This is a genomic window from Terriglobia bacterium, from assembly GCA_020073085.1.
Lineage (GTDB): Bacteria > Acidobacteriota > Terriglobia > JAIQFV01 > JAIQFV01 > JAIQFV01.
Genome location: JAIQFV010000024.1, coordinates 37,573 through 53,502, shown reverse-complemented (window position 1 = coordinate 53,502; position 15,930 = coordinate 37,573). Strand labels below are relative to the sequence as shown.

The 15,930-nt window shown below is 56.0% G+C and carries 12 protein-coding genes; 5 read left to right on the top strand and 7 right to left on the bottom strand.

The annotated features are described in order from the left end of the window. Nucleotides 1-136: 136 nt before the first annotated feature. On the top strand, nt 137-505 hold the full coding sequence (locus tag LAO21_19000) for a hypothetical protein (protein ID MBZ5554811.1): 369 nt from the start codon (nt 137-139) through the stop codon (nt 503-505). Nucleotides 506-918: 413 nt separating this feature from the next. On the opposite strand, the gene LAO21_18995 is transcribed toward LAO21_19000, so the two are convergent. Next, nucleotides 919-1,809 (bottom strand): IS1595 family transposase, encoded by an 891-nt coding sequence (locus LAO21_18995; GenBank protein ID MBZ5554810.1) that lies wholly within the window; start codon nt 1,807-1,809, stop codon nt 919-921. 264 nt (nt 1,810-2,073) lie between these two features. Between LAO21_18995 and LAO21_18990 the strand changes: the two genes are divergently transcribed. The 4 genes from LAO21_18990 (at nt 2,074) to LAO21_18975 (ending at nt 8,007) form a co-directional block, all read left to right on the top strand. Further along, nucleotides 2,074-2,859 (top strand): hypothetical protein, encoded by a 786-nt coding sequence (locus LAO21_18990; protein ID MBZ5554809.1) that lies wholly within the window; start codon nt 2,074-2,076, stop codon nt 2,857-2,859. Nucleotides 2,860-2,883: 24 nt separating this feature from the next. Next, nucleotides 2,884-3,147, top strand: a complete 264-nt coding sequence (locus LAO21_18985) for a hypothetical protein (GenBank protein MBZ5554808.1) — start codon at nt 2,884-2,886, stop codon at nt 3,145-3,147. A gap of 991 nt (nt 3,148-4,138) precedes the next feature. Continuing rightward, nucleotides 4,139-6,550: a hypothetical protein gene (locus LAO21_18980; protein ID MBZ5554807.1), complete on the top strand. Its 2,412-nt coding sequence runs from the start codon at nt 4,139-4,141 to the stop codon at nt 6,548-6,550. Nucleotides 6,551-6,873: 323 nt separating this feature from the next. Beyond that, nucleotides 6,874-8,007 carry a glycosyltransferase family 4 protein gene (locus tag LAO21_18975; protein MBZ5554806.1) on the top strand — a complete coding sequence of 378 codons (1,134 nt, stop codon included), beginning with the start codon at nt 6,874-6,876 and terminating at the stop codon, nt 8,005-8,007. 898 nt (nt 8,008-8,905) lie between these two features. Here LAO21_18975 and LAO21_18970 read toward each other — a convergent pair. The 6 genes from LAO21_18970 to galE all read right to left on the bottom strand — a co-directional run bounded on the left by LAO21_18970 (nt 8,906) and on the right by galE (nt 15,880). Continuing rightward, entirely contained in the window at nt 8,906-9,946 is a 1,041-nt protein-coding gene (locus LAO21_18970; protein ID MBZ5554805.1) for a glycosyltransferase family 2 protein, read from the bottom strand. Beyond that, nucleotides 9,928-10,914, bottom strand: a complete 987-nt coding sequence (locus LAO21_18965; GenBank protein ID MBZ5554804.1) for a glycosyltransferase — start codon at nt 10,912-10,914, stop codon at nt 9,928-9,930. Before LAO21_18965 ends, LAO21_18970 begins: the two co-directional genes overlap by 19 nt. A gap of 26 nt (nt 10,915-10,940) precedes the next feature. Continuing rightward, the gene (locus LAO21_18960; protein ID MBZ5554803.1) at nt 10,941-12,335 is read right to left on the bottom strand and encodes a glycosyltransferase family 4 protein; all 1,395 of its coding nucleotides are present in this window, start codon (nt 12,333-12,335) and stop codon (nt 10,941-10,943) included. A 9-nt stretch (nt 12,336-12,344) separates the two neighbouring features. Further along, nucleotides 12,345-13,157, bottom strand: coding sequence for a class I SAM-dependent methyltransferase (locus LAO21_18955; GenBank protein ID MBZ5554802.1), 813 nt, complete (start codon nt 13,155-13,157; stop codon nt 12,345-12,347). Nucleotides 13,158-13,720: 563 nt separating this feature from the next. Next, nucleotides 13,721-14,614, bottom strand: coding sequence for an NAD-dependent epimerase/dehydratase family protein (locus tag LAO21_18950; protein MBZ5554801.1), 894 nt, complete (start codon nt 14,612-14,614; stop codon nt 13,721-13,723). A 288-nt stretch (nt 14,615-14,902) separates the two neighbouring features. After that, nucleotides 14,903-15,880, bottom strand: a complete 978-nt coding sequence (galE, locus tag LAO21_18945) for a UDP-glucose 4-epimerase GalE (GenBank protein MBZ5554800.1) — start codon at nt 15,878-15,880, stop codon at nt 14,903-14,905. Between the last annotated feature and the right edge of the window lie 50 nt (nt 15,881-15,930).

Below are 15,930 nucleotides of genomic sequence, written 5' to 3'. Positions count from 1 at the left end.
TCCAACAACTGGAATTTTCCTATCGCTAACTGGGACAGCAGAATGGGAGACCTGAACTTGAAAATCGAAAATCACAACAGTTTGAACCAACATTCATGCGGCTCAGGGTCTTGAATCTCAGCTAATTTGGACAGCAGTGATTCCATCGATAGATGTTTTCTATGCAAACAAGGCGTTCAATATAATTAATCGCGGCAAGACCAATTTATACCTATGGGGAGACAGATTGGGCTCCGGGCGAAGAAGCATTGATAGCCCTCCAGTCACTATTACCCCAAATGAAGGAGCGTATCACTTGGATGCGGAGGGGATAGACAAGGAATTACTTGAAAAACTTGGAAACAACGGAGAGATGAGAATTCCGTTTGAGCTATATGTTTCCGGTGAGGACAAGAAGAAACGAATTATTAATTATGAATTGTGGGTGAGAACAAAGGACGGTGTTTTCAAGGCGGATACCAGGAATCTTGGAACAGAGGAAAAGGATTTTACACGCCTCAAGTGATTTACGGATCTGGAAAAATTAGTGGGGAGATTAAATTCCAGGGCCGCGACACTGTACGAATGCCAACGGCCCCTTAACGGCGGATTTCATCTGTTTTACCTAGGCTGGGCCTTAACAGACTTCCGACGACCGAGTTTGCCACCCAGCCGATTGCGCGGTCGATTGCGCGAACCACATCCGCCATGTGTTTTTGGTAGCGCGTGCTTCTCTGCACGAAATGGTGGGTAATGGTCCTCGGTGCTCACGTCTAGAGCGTGAGGCAAGACAGTGTTTATGACCGTGTCCGGCGCGGTCGTACCCCTCACTGTCTGCATGAATAGCGACGGGGAATTCGCATAAGGTAGGAAGTGAGCTTCCTCAAGTGGGCCTCCTTACGGGAAAAATCCCGTTCGCTATTTATTATATCACCGCCGTCAGTCTGCTGTTAATTCTTCGAAGGTGAGATTTTTGGTTGTCAAAAGTTGGCTCAATGTTTCAGAAAAAAGGTTGGGGTCTTCGCGGCGATTAAATCGGAAAGTCATTTCATCGAGGTAGGATTGCAAGTGCTTGTCGCTGAGTTTGTGGTACGTCCCAAAGGCGGCACGCTTGAGCAATGAGAACGCATTTTCAACCGTATTGGTGTGGATATCTCCATCAACGTACTTCTCTGCATGGCGAATTCTCTTAAGCTTTCTAGGATAGAGTGGGCCAATGGCCGGGATGTAAGCGGACCGTTCATCGGTAATGACTCGCTCAACGTCGCGGCTGATATAGGGAACTATGCTCCTGCGAAGTGTTCGGGCTTTGGCGTTGGGGATTTTAACCATTCGGAGATTGCCTTGCCTTTGGCGCATACCGAGAACGATGGACTTGTTATCATACATACCGCCCTCGCTATGGGGAAGCTCACCACCGATATAGGTTTCATCAATCTCAACTGTTCCTGTGAGCTTTGCGGGGTTGGTCTCTTTCATGGCGTTTCTGATTCGATGGCAGAGAAACCAAGCCGACTTATAGCTAATCCCCAGCACTCGCTTAATCTGATTAGCAGACACACCCTTGCGGGATTCGCAAATGAGGTAGGCGGCAAGAAACCATTTCCAGATCGGCAAGTGAGTATCACTAAAACCCGTGCCAGTGAGCACAGAGAATTGATAGCGGCACTTGTCGCAGTCATATTGATGTCTGGCATGTATGTGCGATACCTGGGTAGCCTTGCATCGAGGGCATTCCACGCCATTAGGCCAGCGCAATTGCTCAAGGTGAGCGCGGCACTTATCCTCGCTTCCGTATTTCTCAATCATCTCAGTGAGGTTGTCATTCATGGCATCTCCTAAAGGCAAAACTGCATCTAAGAAAGAGAAGAGCGCGAGAAGTATTTTGAATAAACTTTTCCCCAAAGAAGCAATCAATTACATTCAACAAGAACTCAAGAGGGCTGAAAGTGTTGGTAAGCATAGGGTTTGATATCATCACGCCTAGAAGGTAGCACAACCCATACCCTGTGTCAAGTAAATAATCGTGACCTTCCCTTGACTTTCGCTTTTTGTTCGCCTATACTGCTTCTGCATGGCGAAAGGAAAGAACCCATGAACGCTCTCGAAAAATCTCAATCCGGTTCGGTGGCGAGCGCGGTTCCAATCGCCCCCGCTCGCGCCGGCGACCCGGCTGCCGTTCCGCTCCCCGCGCTGAGGCCCTCGCTTGGGGCCCCCCGGTTTTCGCTGGGGCAATTGTATGTGGCCTGGGAGTCCATGAAACCGCAGGAGGGGCTTTACCTGATTTATGGCGAGGCCTATGTCCTGGAGTTGACGCAGAAAATATTGTCGCGCCCGTTGATCACGCGAACCCCCGTGATCCTCGTGGATGGAAACAATGGCTTCAACCTGTATCTGTACACACGCATGGCCCGGCACTTCGCCCGCCGGCCCGAGGAGTTTCTCCGGCTGATGAAAATTTCGCGCGCCTTCACGTGCCACCAGATGGTGTCCCTGGCAGAACGCGTGCAAAAGACGGCAGAGAAATATCATTCCCCGCTGGTGGTGGCGCTCGACCCTCTGGCCACTTTCTACGACGAAAACGTGCCGTTGTTCGAAGCCAATAAACTGTTCAAGAAATTTGAGTCCACGTTACGTGACCTCGCCCGGCGCGGCCTGAAGGTGTTGCTGGCCTGTCCTCAGCCGGCGGTGAAACAGCGTTCCCAATACCTCGAAGCGCTCAAACGGGACGCGATCTTCCGGCTGGCTTGCGAACAGCACACCCCGATGGAGATGGTCCTGCGCCTGGAACAGCCCGAGGAATTCAAACAGACCTGGACCTTGAACGCCGCGCCCGTTGGGCCCATGCGCTATTCGCGCCAGCTGAGACTGTTTCAATAGGGCCATATTTTACAGGTGATTCCCATGGGTCGAACAGTCATTACCTCCACCCAGCTTCTGCAAAAAATCCAGGACGATGACTGGTCGAAATTTCGCCGCGCCTTGCGCCAGGAAGATCAAAAAGTGCTCGACGAGCTCTTTGCGCTCGCTCGATTCCACACGGCACCCATGGCCTATGCCTCCACACCGGCACCCATGGAGGCGGTCCTGATCGCCATGCTGATTGAAATGATGAAGCGCATCCGCCGGCTGGAATTGGAACAGAAAGAGGAAGGTTTTAGGGAATAGGTGTTAGGTGCCGGGTGTCGGGTGTCGGGTGTCAGGTGTCAGGGGGTAGGTGGTAGGTCATAGGTGATAGGGGAAGGAAGCCGGAAGCCAGAGGCCGGAAGCCAGAGGCCGGAAACCAGAAGCCGGAAACCAGAGGCCGGAGGCCAGAGGTCGGAAGTCAGAAGTCAGAAGTCAGAGGCCGGAAACCAGAAGCCGGAAACCAGAGGCCGGAAACCAGAGGCCGGAAACCAGAAGCCGGAGGCCAGAGGCCGGAGGCCAGAGGCCGGAGGCCAGAGGCCGGAGGCCAGAGGTCGGAAGTCAGAAGTCGGAAGTCAGAAGTCAGAGGCCGGAAACCAGAAGCCGGAAACCAGAGGCCGGAAGCCAGAGGCCGGAAACCAGAAGCCGGAAGCCAGAGGCCGGAAACCAGAAGCCGGAGGCCAGAGGTCGGAAGTCAGAAGTCAGAAGTCAGAGGCCGGAAACCAGAAGCCGGAAACCAGAGGCCGGAAACCAGAAGCCGGAAACCAGAGGCCGGAAGCCAGAGGCCGGAAACCAGAAGCCGGAAGCCAGAGGTCGGAAGTCAGAAGTCAGAAGTCAGAGGCCGGAAGCCAGAGGCCGGAAGCCAGAGGCCGGAGGCCAGAGGCCGGAAGCCAGAGGCCGGAAGCCAGAGGCCGGAGGCCAGAGGCCGGAAGTCAGAGGCCGGAAGCCAGAAGCCGGAAGCCAGAGGCCGGAGGCCAGAGGTCGGAAGTCAGAAGTCAGAAGTCAGACCTGAAAAAAGGGGAATTGTAGGCTTTAAACTTTGAACCTTGAACTTGAAACTTTGAACTGCTTCTTTTGGACTTTGGACCTTGGACTGTGTTTTTAAACTTTGAACCTTGAACTTGGAACTTTGAACTGCTTCTTTTGGACTTTGGACCTTGGACTTTGGACTGTGTTTTTAAACTTTGAACCTTGAACTTGGAACTTTGAACTGGTTCTTTTGGACCTTGGACTTTGGACTTGGGACTGTATTCCCATGCTACACACCGGTTGGATTTTCGATGTCTACCCTACGCCACAGGGTTTGACGATTTGGATCATTGACCCCGCCGGCCGCTCCCTGAATTTTTCTTATCCTTTTCAACCGTCCTTTTTCCTGCATGGAACGGACCGCACCCTGAAGAACGCCGTCCGCTGGATCGAACGACAACACATCCCGGTCCGGTTCGATGTCGCCGAAAAGCGCGAGTTTTACACCAACGATTGGGTTTCGGTCGTTTCGGTGCGGACGGCCAATCCGCTCGACTACAGCCCGCTCGTGCAGGCGCTGTTGCGTCAAAGCAGCATGCCGGATCAGGAAGCGCGAAGGTCCCCCGACAGCGATTTCAGGGGAGTGGAAATTTATAATTGTGACATTCCCCTTCCCCAATTATTTTTTTACGAATCGGAACTGTTTCCCCTGGCGAAGGTGGGGCTGGAAGCGGTGGTGGATCCCGCGGCGCCGCCGGGGGCGCCTCCCCGCATCCTGGGATTCGAGCTGCAGGATTGCGCGCGCGAGTGTGATTACCTGCTTCCGCCCTTGCGGGTGCTGCATCTCAAGCTGGAAAACTGTTCCCACAACCCGGCGCATGGGGGCAGAAAAAACCTGGTCGCCCTCATGGACGATCGCGAGATCGTTCTGGACGGGGATCGTCTCATTACGCATTTGAACAAACTGGTCGAGCGCGCCGACCCGCATCTGGTGCTCACGGATTGGGGGGATTCCTACATCCTGCCGCAGTTGTACCGCCTGGCGCGGCAGGAGCGGACCCCCTTGAAACTCGACCGCCAGGGCGAGCCGCCGGCCCCCGTTCAAAAGGAGCGCAGTTATTTCAGTTACGGACGGATTGTGCACATCGACGCCATTCACACCCTGCGCGGCCGCTGGCACATCGACCGGCGCAACTCTTTTATCACCCACGAAAGCGGGCTGGAAGGATTGTTCGAGCTGGCACGGCTTTCGAAGATCCCGGTGCAACGGCTGGCCCGCCTCTCCACAGGGACATGCATTTCCTCCATGCAGGTGGAAGTGGCGCTGCGCGACAACCACTTGATTCCCTACCGCAAGCATGTGGCCGAGGATTTCAAAGACGGCCTGGAGCTGCTGACCATCGACAAGGGCGGCCTGACCTACGCACCGGTGCTGGGGTTTCACGATCAGGTCGCCGAACTCGATTTTGCCTCCATGTATCCCACGCTCATGCGCGACTACAACCTCAGCCCGGAAACGATCAACTGCCCCTGTTGCCCGGACGCCCCGCGCGTTCCGGAGACGGGTTATCGCGTGTGCCAGCGGCGGCGGGGTCTGGTGCCCAAAGCGCTCGACCTCATCCTCGAAAAGCGCCGCCTCTATAAACAGAAAAAACGCGCGGCGCTCACCCGCGCCGACTTCGAGATCAACGACCGCAAACAGACGGCCCTGAAATGGGTGCTGGTCACCTGCTTCGGGTATCTCGGCTATAAGAATGCGCGCTTCGGGCGTATCGAGGCGCACGAAAGCACTACCGCGTATGGGCGGGAAATCCTGCTGATCGCCAAGGAAGTGGCCGAGCGCGCCGGCTACCACATGCTGCACGCCTTGACCGATGCCCTGTGGGTGCAAAAACCAGGCGCCACGACCGAAGATTTCGAACAACTGGCCTGCCACATCACGGAACGGACCCGCATCCCCATCGCGCTGGAGGGCGTGTATCGCTGGGTGGCCTTCCTGCCCTCGCGCCGCGACGCCCGGGTCAGCGTCCCGAACCGCTATTTTGGCCTGTTCGAATCGGGCGAACTGAAAGTGCGCGGCATCGAGCTGCGCCGCTCCGACACCCCGATGTTCATCAAGCAGTTTCAAGCGCGCGCGCTGGAGTTGTGGTCCCCCTGCCGGTCGCGCCAGGAATGTGACACGCGGGTGCCCGAAATTTTGAAGGAGGTGGAAGCGCGGCTCGCTGACCTGCGCGGCGGACAGATGGACCCCGAAGATCTGGCCATCTCCCTCCGGATCAGCCGCGATCCGCTCGATTACCGGGTGGCCTCCCTGACGGCGATCGTGAGCCAGGAACTGACGGCCCGCGGAGTTTCACTCAGCCCGGGGGAACGCATTCAGTGCATTATCACGGATGCGGACGCCGCACTGCCCTGTGACCGCGCCAAAGCCCTGGCTCACCTGGACGGCACCGTGACCTACGACCAGAAAAAATATGAGGAGTTTTTGTTCAAGGCCGCGGAAAGCTTGTTGATCCACTTCGGCTGGACTTTTGACCGGCTGAAAAAACACTTTGCGCGAAAGGCCCTGCCCGAACACGACCGGCGGGTCACAAGTGGAAACGGCAGGACTCTGATCCCAACTCCCCTCCCCTATTCAAAAGAAATGCTGATCGAGTTCAACCCCCGGGAAAAGCAAACCGCAAAGATCGCAAAGTAGGCCCTAACCCGGACGAACCGGAACCAAAACAGATTTGATTAGGAAGCCAGGAAACCGAGGAACCGTTCATTTGTGGAAAGTGCGCCACTGCGGGAGAGTCACATTGTTTTCACAGAGAAGGTTTTTAACTTCCTGTATTCCTGGCCTCCTAATGATGAATTGTTTTGCCTCTATCGCCGTGAATTCCGTTGATAAGCGCCTGAGGACGCAAAGAGTCCTTGCGTTTATCCACGAGACTGGGTGTCTTCCGCGTCTCTTGCGGTGGAATCCCCTCTCACCCCAATTCAAAAAAACCATTCCCTGTCTGCATCCCATGCGCTAACATGCGCCGCATGAAAGTGGCGCTGGAACTCGGCAAGATAAACGATTTCGGCATCGGGACCTACATCCGGAATTTAGTCAGCCACCTGGCGAAGATTGATTCCACCAACACGTACTTTCTCCTCGAGAGTGAATCCACCAATTCCACCGCGCTTCCCACGGCCGAAAATTTCCAGCGGATCCGCTTCAAGGAGCGGAGGCGCGGCGAGTTCAACCACGCGGAGGTCCTGCGTTTCCTCAGACGCCAGGGCGTCGATGTCTGTCATATCCCCCATGATGACGTCCCGCGGCGGTTGCCCTGCCGTTACATGGTGACGGTCCACGATTGCGTCCACATCCTTTATCCCCGGGGGACAGAATTCAGCTGGATCCGGGAGGCCCGACTCTATTCCAAGCGGCGGCGACTGCAGCGCGCCGAACACATCATTGCCGTTTCCGAAGCCACCAAGCGGGACGTCGTCCGGCTGTACCAGATCCCGGAAGATAAAATTACCGTGATTCATCACGCCCTGGATGAGCGCCTTTCGACCCTCCAGCCTTCCCTCGACACCCGGAGCGTCCTGGAACGCTACCAGATCCACGATCCCTATCTCCTCTACGCCGGCAACGTGCGCACGCACAAGAACGTGACGCGCCTGATCGAAGCCTTTGCCGTGGCGCGGACCGAATTGAGAGACCATCCCACCTATTCGCGGTTGAAGCTCCTGATCATCGGTGACGAACTGGCCTCGCACCAGGCCTTGCGGCGCACCGTCATCATCAGCCGTGTCCAGAGCGAAGTCCGATTTCTCGGGTTCGTCCCATACGAAATTCTCAAGGTGTTCTATGAGAATGCCAGCGCCTTCGTGTTTCCCTCTCTCTACGAGGGGTTTGGACTCCCCCCGCTGGAGGCGATGGCGTGCGGAACCCCCGTCCTGACTTCAAACACATCTTCGCTGCCCGAAGTGGTCGGCGATGCCGCGGTGATGGTCAACCCGGAAAATGTGTTTGAAGTGGCCCGGGGGATGAGACAGATCCTCTGTGACGAAAATCTCCGCCAACAACTCGTTCGAAAGGGCTTCGAACAGGTCAAGAAGTTTTCCTGGATCACGGCGGCCCGGGAGACGCTCCGGTTGTATCAACTCACCTGCCAGTGAAATCCAGTCGCGTGGGGCAGACGTGGACGGCTGGCCCGGAACATCCGACCCCAAAGTCTTAGCCCGAATTCTGAAGTTGAAGGCCATGATCCATGTCGGAGGGAGAGTCAATTCCCATTAGTAGATGCTTTTCGAGTAAGGCTTTTGTCCCTTTAGGCCCGAAGGGCTGTCAGAGTGTAACCCCACCTGTCGAAGATCCGCCGTGGCGGGAAGCTCCGTCCCGCGTTCTATGCGGGGCGGAGCAAGGGTGGGGTCCCGGTCTGCACAATGACATTAGAGCCCCGCTTGCGGGGCGAAAGAATCTGCCGAATGGATCCTCGGACGACCCTAAAACAATTCCCTGTCTTGTTCGTCTCCGCAATGCTCTCTTTCGACCCCCCCGTTAACCTTCTCGTTTCACGAATGAGTGGAGATCAACTCCACCGGTTGGATTCACCGGGCGATGTGGGGACTTTGGAGATCTTCCTGGCCGTTGGAACACTGTTGAAAAATCACGTTCCCGCAGGGCTGGGCGAGATCCATCCTAGTGAAGGGCCTCACATAGGACGTTTGGTATACTTGGAACTGAGGGCAATGTTTCGCCCCGCAAGCGGGGCTCTCCTATTTTCTCCCCTCGGTACCCCGCCCTCGCTCCGCGAAGAACGCGGAGCTTCAGGTGGGGCTACACTCTGACAGCCCTTCGGGCCTAAAGCGACAGCTGCTGGCCCGAAAAGCATGCACAACAGAACAGACGTCTCTCCCTCTTTTTCCAATCCCTTCAAGGGCGCAACAATTCCATCCTTCCTTCAGTCCATCCCAATCGATTTGAATCGAAGAGCCTAACGCTCCATTGACGTCCTTAAATTCGAAATTCAGGTTTCAGGCAGGCGAGGACGCCTGCCCCGCTTCCCGAACGTGCCTACATACCATCTTGCAGAGCCGTCTCCTTTGGAAACGCCGTAGGGCGCCAGTGAATCCACCGGTGCAGGGATGAGAGGCTGACCGTTCGCTTCCTTTGAATCCTCTGCCGTCTTTTCCAGCGGGCGCGAAAATTCCGCGCAACATAACTCAACCCGGGCAGGGATGAATGCTCAAACAGGATCGTGTATCCGAGGACGGCTAAATCCCGGATCAACATGGGAAGGAGGAATCGAAAACACGTCGGCCATGCCACATTATTGAGACGAAATAAAAAGCGGTTTTTCACCGAATGCATGTTAATCGTTTCGACGACCCGGGATCGGCCCGCAGGAAACACCTTGCGAACATGGTAGCCCACGGCCTGAGGCACGTACAGGCATTGCCAGCCGGCACTCTGCATGCGCCAGGCGAGGTCAGCGTCTTCCCGGTAGGCGAAAAAACCTTCATCAAAATACTCGCCGTCGATCCGGATATCCTCCAGCATCTCGCGACGGTAAAGGCCCGCTGCCCCGGTCACCCCGAAGACCCACTCCTCCGCATTGAAGCGGTCCCTCCCGAGTTCGTTGGAACCCCGGTCAAAGTGCCGGAACGACGGCGTGAAATAAATTCCAGTCGAGTCGAGAATGCCCGCCCTCCGCGCCACTTCGAAATCCTCCGCCGGAGTGCGGAGCCGATAGAGCTTCCCGGCGACCGCCCCAATGCGCGGACTCTTCCTCGCCGCCTGGCAGGCGGTCTCAAGGTAATGGCTCTCGAGGTAGCAATCCGGGTTCAACACCAGGACGAATTCCGCCTCTGACTCCGCAATGGCGTGGTTGTGCGCGGCGCAAAAACCTACATTGTCTTTCGAGCAGAAAAGGGAGAGCCGGGAGCGGGAGAGATCATTCAGAAATTCAGCTGTGCCATCGGTGGAGGCGTTGTCCCAGATATGGACCTCGAAATCCTGGAAGGATTGGTCGGCCAGACACTGAAGGCAGCGCGCGATTTCACTCTTTGAATTAAAGGTCACCAGAGAGATTGTGATCAGGGGCGCCATTGCCATATCGCCCCTCTCACGACATTCCAGTACGCCCGCTGTAACGCCCCTCGCTCCCGCCGCTCGATCCTGCCGCGGGGCGCAGACGGTTGACGACGCTGCCAGGCTGACGGCCACGCGGCAACGATCAACATTCTCGCCACCATTCCGACCGCCAACGACGCCCTCAACAACAGGGTCCGGGCGCGGCCAAAGTGCTTCCCGGAGTACCGAAGCATGTTTCGGAAGAAGTATTCCGAAGCACGCCCGGCGGCCATCGACTGGATGCTCGACCCGCCGCTGTGGGCCACCGCAGCGGCGGGGCAATAGGCGATCGCCTCGCCTCTTGACTTCAGACGCTGACACAGGTCGACATCTTCAAACCAAGCCGGATGAAACCGCTCGTCGAATCCACCCACCTCTTCAAAGATGGATCGGCGGATCATAAAACAAGCTCCCGCCGGCTGTTCGACCTCAGCGCTTTTATCAAATGAGAAATCAAAAAGGCGATAGTGTTTGTTCCAGTGGTTGTGCGGGAAGATCTGGTTCACCAACAGGGCTTCAAAGCACAGATCGACCGGGCGTGGGAGAGAGCGGAGGGCAAATCCCACCTGAGGGACGCCATTCGACCCGACAAGCCTTGCGCCCACGGCCGCCACCCGGGAATCTTCCTGAAGCACCGCGCTGAGGGCGGAGATGGCGTTCGCCTGGACCTCGCAGTCAGGGTTCAGGAAAAGGATGGCCTCGGACTTTCCGGCGTTCGCCCCCTGATTGCAGGCTGCAGCGAATCCCCGGTTCAGCGGATTTTCGATCAGGGTCGCGATCTCATTCTGATGGGATCGTAGGATTTCAAGCGTGGAATCCTGAGAGGAGTTCTCGACAACCACGAGTCGCGAGGCGGATGGCCGGTTTCGGCGCAGCGCCAACAGGCATCCCTCCAGAGTGCGTGCGCTATTCCATGTCACGATCACGATATCAGTGGTCAGGTCGCTCATGGGGGGTGATCGCACTCCGGCCCGGCTCAGCGCGGAGCCACGGCCGCACTCCGGATAATCGGGGAATTCGAGGTCATCTCGCGTCCGAGAAGGTCTGCGTAGGCCCCTTCCAGTTGGTCGACATTGTGTTCCACGGTATGGACCTTCGTCCGGTCCGGGCGAAGCCGTTCAACCAGTGACCGGTCATTCAGGAGTTCGTGCATTCGACCGCACAATGCCCGCGGACTCCCCGCTTCGAACGTCAACCCGTTCTCGCCATGGTGGACAATCTCGGCCATCCCGCCCAGGTTGCTGCAGATCACGGGGGTTTCCATTGCCAGGGCAGAATAAACCACCAGGGGTGTATTCTCATACCAGTTTGAGGGCACGATGAGCACATCGATCTCGCGAAATACCTCGGTCATCTGCTGATGCGGGAAAGTGCCGGCAAATTCAATTCTCGGGTCACCCGTGGCTAATTGCCGGATTTTCGACCCGTAGGGCGGATCGAACTCCAGGCTGCCGTACACCCTCAATTTCGCCGGCTCGTCCTGACTGAGTTCCCGGAAGGCTTCGATCAAAATATGAAGCCCCTTGTGTTTTGAAATGGTTCCGATAAAACCAAATCGCAGAATGGGCGAAGGGGTCTTCTGACTGCTGGTCTCCAACAGCGGCGACCGCACCCCGAAGGGGATATTCAACTGGCCGGGATTGTTCAGTCCGTTCCGGACAAACATCGATTCCAGAAATTTTGAAGGAGAGATGAAGAGTCCGACTGAGTTGAAAACCTCCCGGTTCCACTCGGCACGCGAGCCCGCCGCTTTTAAGACGCGAAACTGCCAGATCGGCTTTGAAGCCAGGTGGATGGCAGCCCGAACCAGCCTATTCAGAATCTCGTCGGGCAGGGCCTTCGTCAGCCAGCGATATTTCCGGGCGCGATTCGAGAGATGGGTGTAACAGCGAAGGCAATCGGCGATATTGGTGGGGCCTTCGCACAAGGTCCCGTTCCACCGCAGCAATTGTGAGTTGGGACAGACCAGCCAGAAATCGGTGGCCGTAAAGGCGGTGGGGATGTGGAGCTTTTGCGCCGCGGTAAAAACGGCGGTTGAAAGATAACCGAAATGATGGGCATGGATGATATCGGGACGGATCTTTGAATAGTAGTCAATTAAATGCCGCTCCACATAAGGGTTGAAATATTCCGCGCGGACCGGATCGTCCATGAGCATGATGTTCAGAAACACCCGATGGACCTTCAAATCGCCATAGACATCATCATTGGCGCGAACTTCATTGCGTTTGCCCGTCTTGAAGGACTCGCACGCCAGCACATGAACATCATGGCCGCGGCGTTTCATTTCCGAGGCGATGTTATAGGTATAGACCTCCGTCCCTCCATAATACTTCGGCAAAAAGAGATGCGAGGCGTAAAGGATTTTCATCGGCCCCTTCTATTTCCTGGCCAGCACAAAGATTCCGGTATGAATAAGCTCTGGATCGAGCATTCCCCACGCCATCGATAATCGGCGCGGCACTTCCTTGAACACCCGGACGAGCGCCGCATAGATCCACCACCGGGGATCGAGACGGGTATTATGGCGGGAGCGCAATCTCGACGCCCAGCCCAGAATCCCCTCAATCCAGCCCGATGACGCCAGCCGGAGGTCCGGGTGAATCCCTTTCACTTCTACCACCTGAAGTCTGAACTTTTCAGAGAGGTAGCGGTGAATCGTGTCAAAATCGAAGTAGAGCAGATGTTCAGGCGGCTTATACTCCGTCCACCGGGCCGGCGAACGAAGCGTCGTCATGTTCCGCGTGTTCGGAGTCGTCATGGCGAGAAGTCCCCCGGTGCGCAGCAAGGGCAGAACTTCGTTTAAGACCGTGTCGGGCCGCGGCAAATGCTCAATGACCTCCCACATGGTGATCACATCAAAAAACTCGCGTTTGTCCGATAGACCATGGGGTGAAGAGTAAACCTGAACTCCTGCTCGACGTTCGGCCTCCCGGCGGCAGGAGTCGGAGATCTCCACCCCATAAACTTCCCAACCGGCTTCGCGGGCCAAACTCAGAAAATCTCCTTTGCCACAGCCGAGGTCGAGCAGTCGCCCCGGTTCACTGTGGCCCTTCAAGATCCGGAGGTGATTGCGGAAAAGACCCAGATAAAAATCTCGCTTGGACTCGTAATCCGAATACCCGAAAACACCGTCACTCTGAAAATATTCCTGCTGCTCATAGAACCGCTGAAGGAAGTCATCGTCGGGCATGGGGGCGACACATTCGAATCCGCACCGCCGGCATCGGAAGATTTCGAAATCATTCTTCTGCAGAGTGAGCTCGAAGTCCCCAAGTCCACATACCAGACAACTCACGGGCAAGGCCGCATCGGAAGGGACCGGCCTTTTTTCTGCAATCTCTCTCACTACCCTATTCACCCGCTTCTTTTAGAGACCCAATTCAAGGTTCAGAGTTTAGTAAACACTGTCCAAAGTCCAAGGTCCAAAGTCCAAGGTCCAAAAAACCGGTTCAAAGTTCCAAGTTCAAGGTTCAAAGTTTAAAGCCTACAATTCCCCTTTTTTCAGGTCTGACTTCTGACTTCCGACTTCTGACTTCTGACTTCTGACTTCTGGCTTCCGGCTTCTGGCTTCCGGCTTCTGGCTTCCGGCTTCTGGCTTCCGGCTTCTGGCTTCTGGCTTCCGGCTTCTGGCTTCTGGCTTCCGGCCTCTGGCTTCCGGCCTCTGGCTTCCGGCTTCCGGCCTCTGGCTTCCGGCCTCTGGCTTCTGGCTTCCGGCTTCCTTCCCCTACCACCTATTCCCTATCACCTACCACCTCACACCTGCTTCTTCACCCACTCCCAGGTGCATCGAATCCCCTCCTCCAGGTCCACCTCAGGCGTCCAATTCAGGGTTTCTCGTATCACCGCATTATCCAGGATATTCTTGGGCACATCAAAAGACCGTTCCGGTTCCCTGAGAATCTCAGGATGGGCTCCTGTCACCCTCAGCAAAATTTCCAGGAGTTCTGACACTGAGACCCCGCGGCACGACGAAACGTTGAAGATCTTTCGATCACCGGAATACTCCATTGCCAACCGCATGGCACGGACCACATCGCCCACGTAGAGGAAATCGCGAGTCACCGACCCGTCCCCCCAGAGATGAATAGGAAGGTGGTGGGCCAGGCATCCCAGGAACACGGCAATCACTCCCTGAGAAGCGTCGAGCCTTTGTCGCTCGCCATAAGGGTTAGAGATGCGCAGAATCGCATAATCTATCCCATACAAATGGTAGAAAAGATGTAGATACTTTTCGATGGCCAGTTTCGAAATGCCATAGGAACACAGGGGAAGGGTGGGGTGGGATTCATCGATCGGGAGACGCTGCGGAATTCCATAGACAGTACCTCCCGAGGAGGCGAATACAATTTTTCGGACTTTCTCCTTATGGCAGAGCTCGAACAGCCGGACGGACCCGATGACATTGGACTCGATGTCATACGCCGGATTCGAATTGGAACTGGCGGGAAGGGTGGTCCCAACGAGATGGAACACGAAATCCATTCCCGAAACGACGGCCTGAAGGTCGGCCCGGTTTGAAAAATCCCCTTCAATAATTTCGATTTGGTCCGCAATCGATGCCAAGTTGCGTCGGTCGCGATTGGCGCGATCGAAGACCCTGACGACATATCCCGCTGCCAGCAACTCCTCGGCCAGATGGGAGCCCATGAAACCCCCACCCCCGAGAATCAAGCAGCGGACATTATTGCTCGAAGACACAAACTGTCCACCTTTCGTGCCGTAACTCTAGCCAGAGGAAGCGACGCTCCGGATAATGAAGTCGGAAGTCAGAGGTCGGAGGTCAGAAGCCGGACGCCGTAGACCGGCTTCGCATTCAAGAGCTCGACAATGCCATGTCTGACTTCCGATTTCCGACTTCTGACCTCAGTAACTTCAGAATTGCCAAATTAACCCTGCATTAATATAGAGTATCCCGCTTCATTATAACATCCAGCCTCAGTATCTCCGATTTTGCTCCCAATTCCATGCGGTCTGGATGATCTCTTCCAGGGAGGAGATCTTCGGCTGCCAATGGAGTTGCCGTCTTGCCTGAGAGTTATCGCACACCAGGACTGGAGGGTCACCCGCCCGGCGGGGGGAGTGGACAACCCGGATTTTCCGCTGAGTGATCCCTTCCGCTGCCCGGATGATTTCTTTGACCGAGTAGCCCCGGCTATTCCCCAGATTAACGATCAGGTTCTCGCCCCCCCCGCGGAGATGCTCCAGTGCTGCGAGATGGGCCAGGGCAAGGTCATTCACGTGGATGTAATCGCGGATGCAGGTCCCATCCTCCGTTGGATAATCCGTGCCGAACACTTCTACTTCGGCAAGACGACCCGACGCCACTGCGAGAACCCGTGGGATGAGATGGGTTTCCGGATCATGCGACTCACCCAACCGGCCCGATGGATCGGCACCTGCGGCATTGAAGTAGCGCAGGGACACGGATCTCAATCCATAAGCCCGTGAGTAGTCTCCCAAGATGTTCTCAACAACGAACTTTGTGAAGCCGTAAGGGTTGATGGGCTTCAGGGGATGGGACTCTGCAATCGGGGTCGCCGCGGGATCTCCATAAACCGCAGCAGTGGATGAGAAAATGATCCGCTTGACGCGATGCCTTCGCATGACCGCTAAAAGGTTGAGGAGATTGCTGACGTTGTTTTTATAGTATTTCTCGGGATCCTCCACCGATTCGCCTACGCGGCAATTCGCCGCGAAGTGCATCACGGCATCAAACTCATATTTTGAAAATAGTGATTGCAGGAGGGGCCCGTCGCTCAGATCGCCCTGGACCAGATCGCCGCCAACGACCGCCTCGCGATGTCCTTCCGACAGGTTGTCGAAGGTGACCACCTCGTCGCCCGCCTCGAGAAGCGCCTTGACGACATGACTCCCAATATAACCGCCCCCACCCGTGACCAAGACCTTTTTCATCTACCTGTCCTCAATATCGTGGACGGAACCCAAATATTTAACGCCGCGGC

Coding starts and splice junctions, on each gene's coding strand:
- galE (MBZ5554800.1), bottom strand. CDS start 15,880: ATGAAAAAGGTCTTGGTCACGGGTGGGGGCGGTTATATTGGGAGTCAT.
- LAO21_18970 (MBZ5554805.1), bottom strand. CDS start 9,946: ATGGCAATGGCGCCCCTGATCACAATCTCTCTGGTGACCTTTAATTCA.
- LAO21_18950 (MBZ5554801.1), bottom strand. CDS start 14,614: ATGGGCTCCCATCTGGCCGAGGAGTTGCTGGCAGCGGGATATGTCGTC.
- LAO21_18960 (MBZ5554803.1), bottom strand. CDS start 12,335: ATGAAAATCCTTTACGCCTCGCATCTCTTTTTGCCGAAGTATTATGGA.
- LAO21_18990 (MBZ5554809.1), top strand. CDS start 2,074: ATGAACGCTCTCGAAAAATCTCAATCCGGTTCGGTGGCGAGCGCGGTT.
- LAO21_18985 (MBZ5554808.1), top strand. CDS start 2,884: ATGGGTCGAACAGTCATTACCTCCACCCAGCTTCTGCAAAAAATCCAG.
- LAO21_18965 (MBZ5554804.1), bottom strand. CDS start 10,914: ATGAGCGACCTGACCACTGATATCGTGATCGTGACATGGAATAGCGCA.
- LAO21_18975 (MBZ5554806.1), top strand. CDS start 6,874: ATGCGCCGCATGAAAGTGGCGCTGGAACTCGGCAAGATAAACGATTTC.
- LAO21_18995 (MBZ5554810.1), bottom strand. CDS start 1,809: ATGAATGACAACCTCACTGAGATGATTGAGAAATACGGAAGCGAGGAT.
- LAO21_18980 (MBZ5554807.1), top strand. CDS start 4,139: ATGCTACACACCGGTTGGATTTTCGATGTCTACCCTACGCCACAGGGT.
- LAO21_18955 (MBZ5554802.1), bottom strand. CDS start 13,157: ATGCCCGACGATGACTTCCTTCAGCGGTTCTATGAGCAGCAGGAATAT.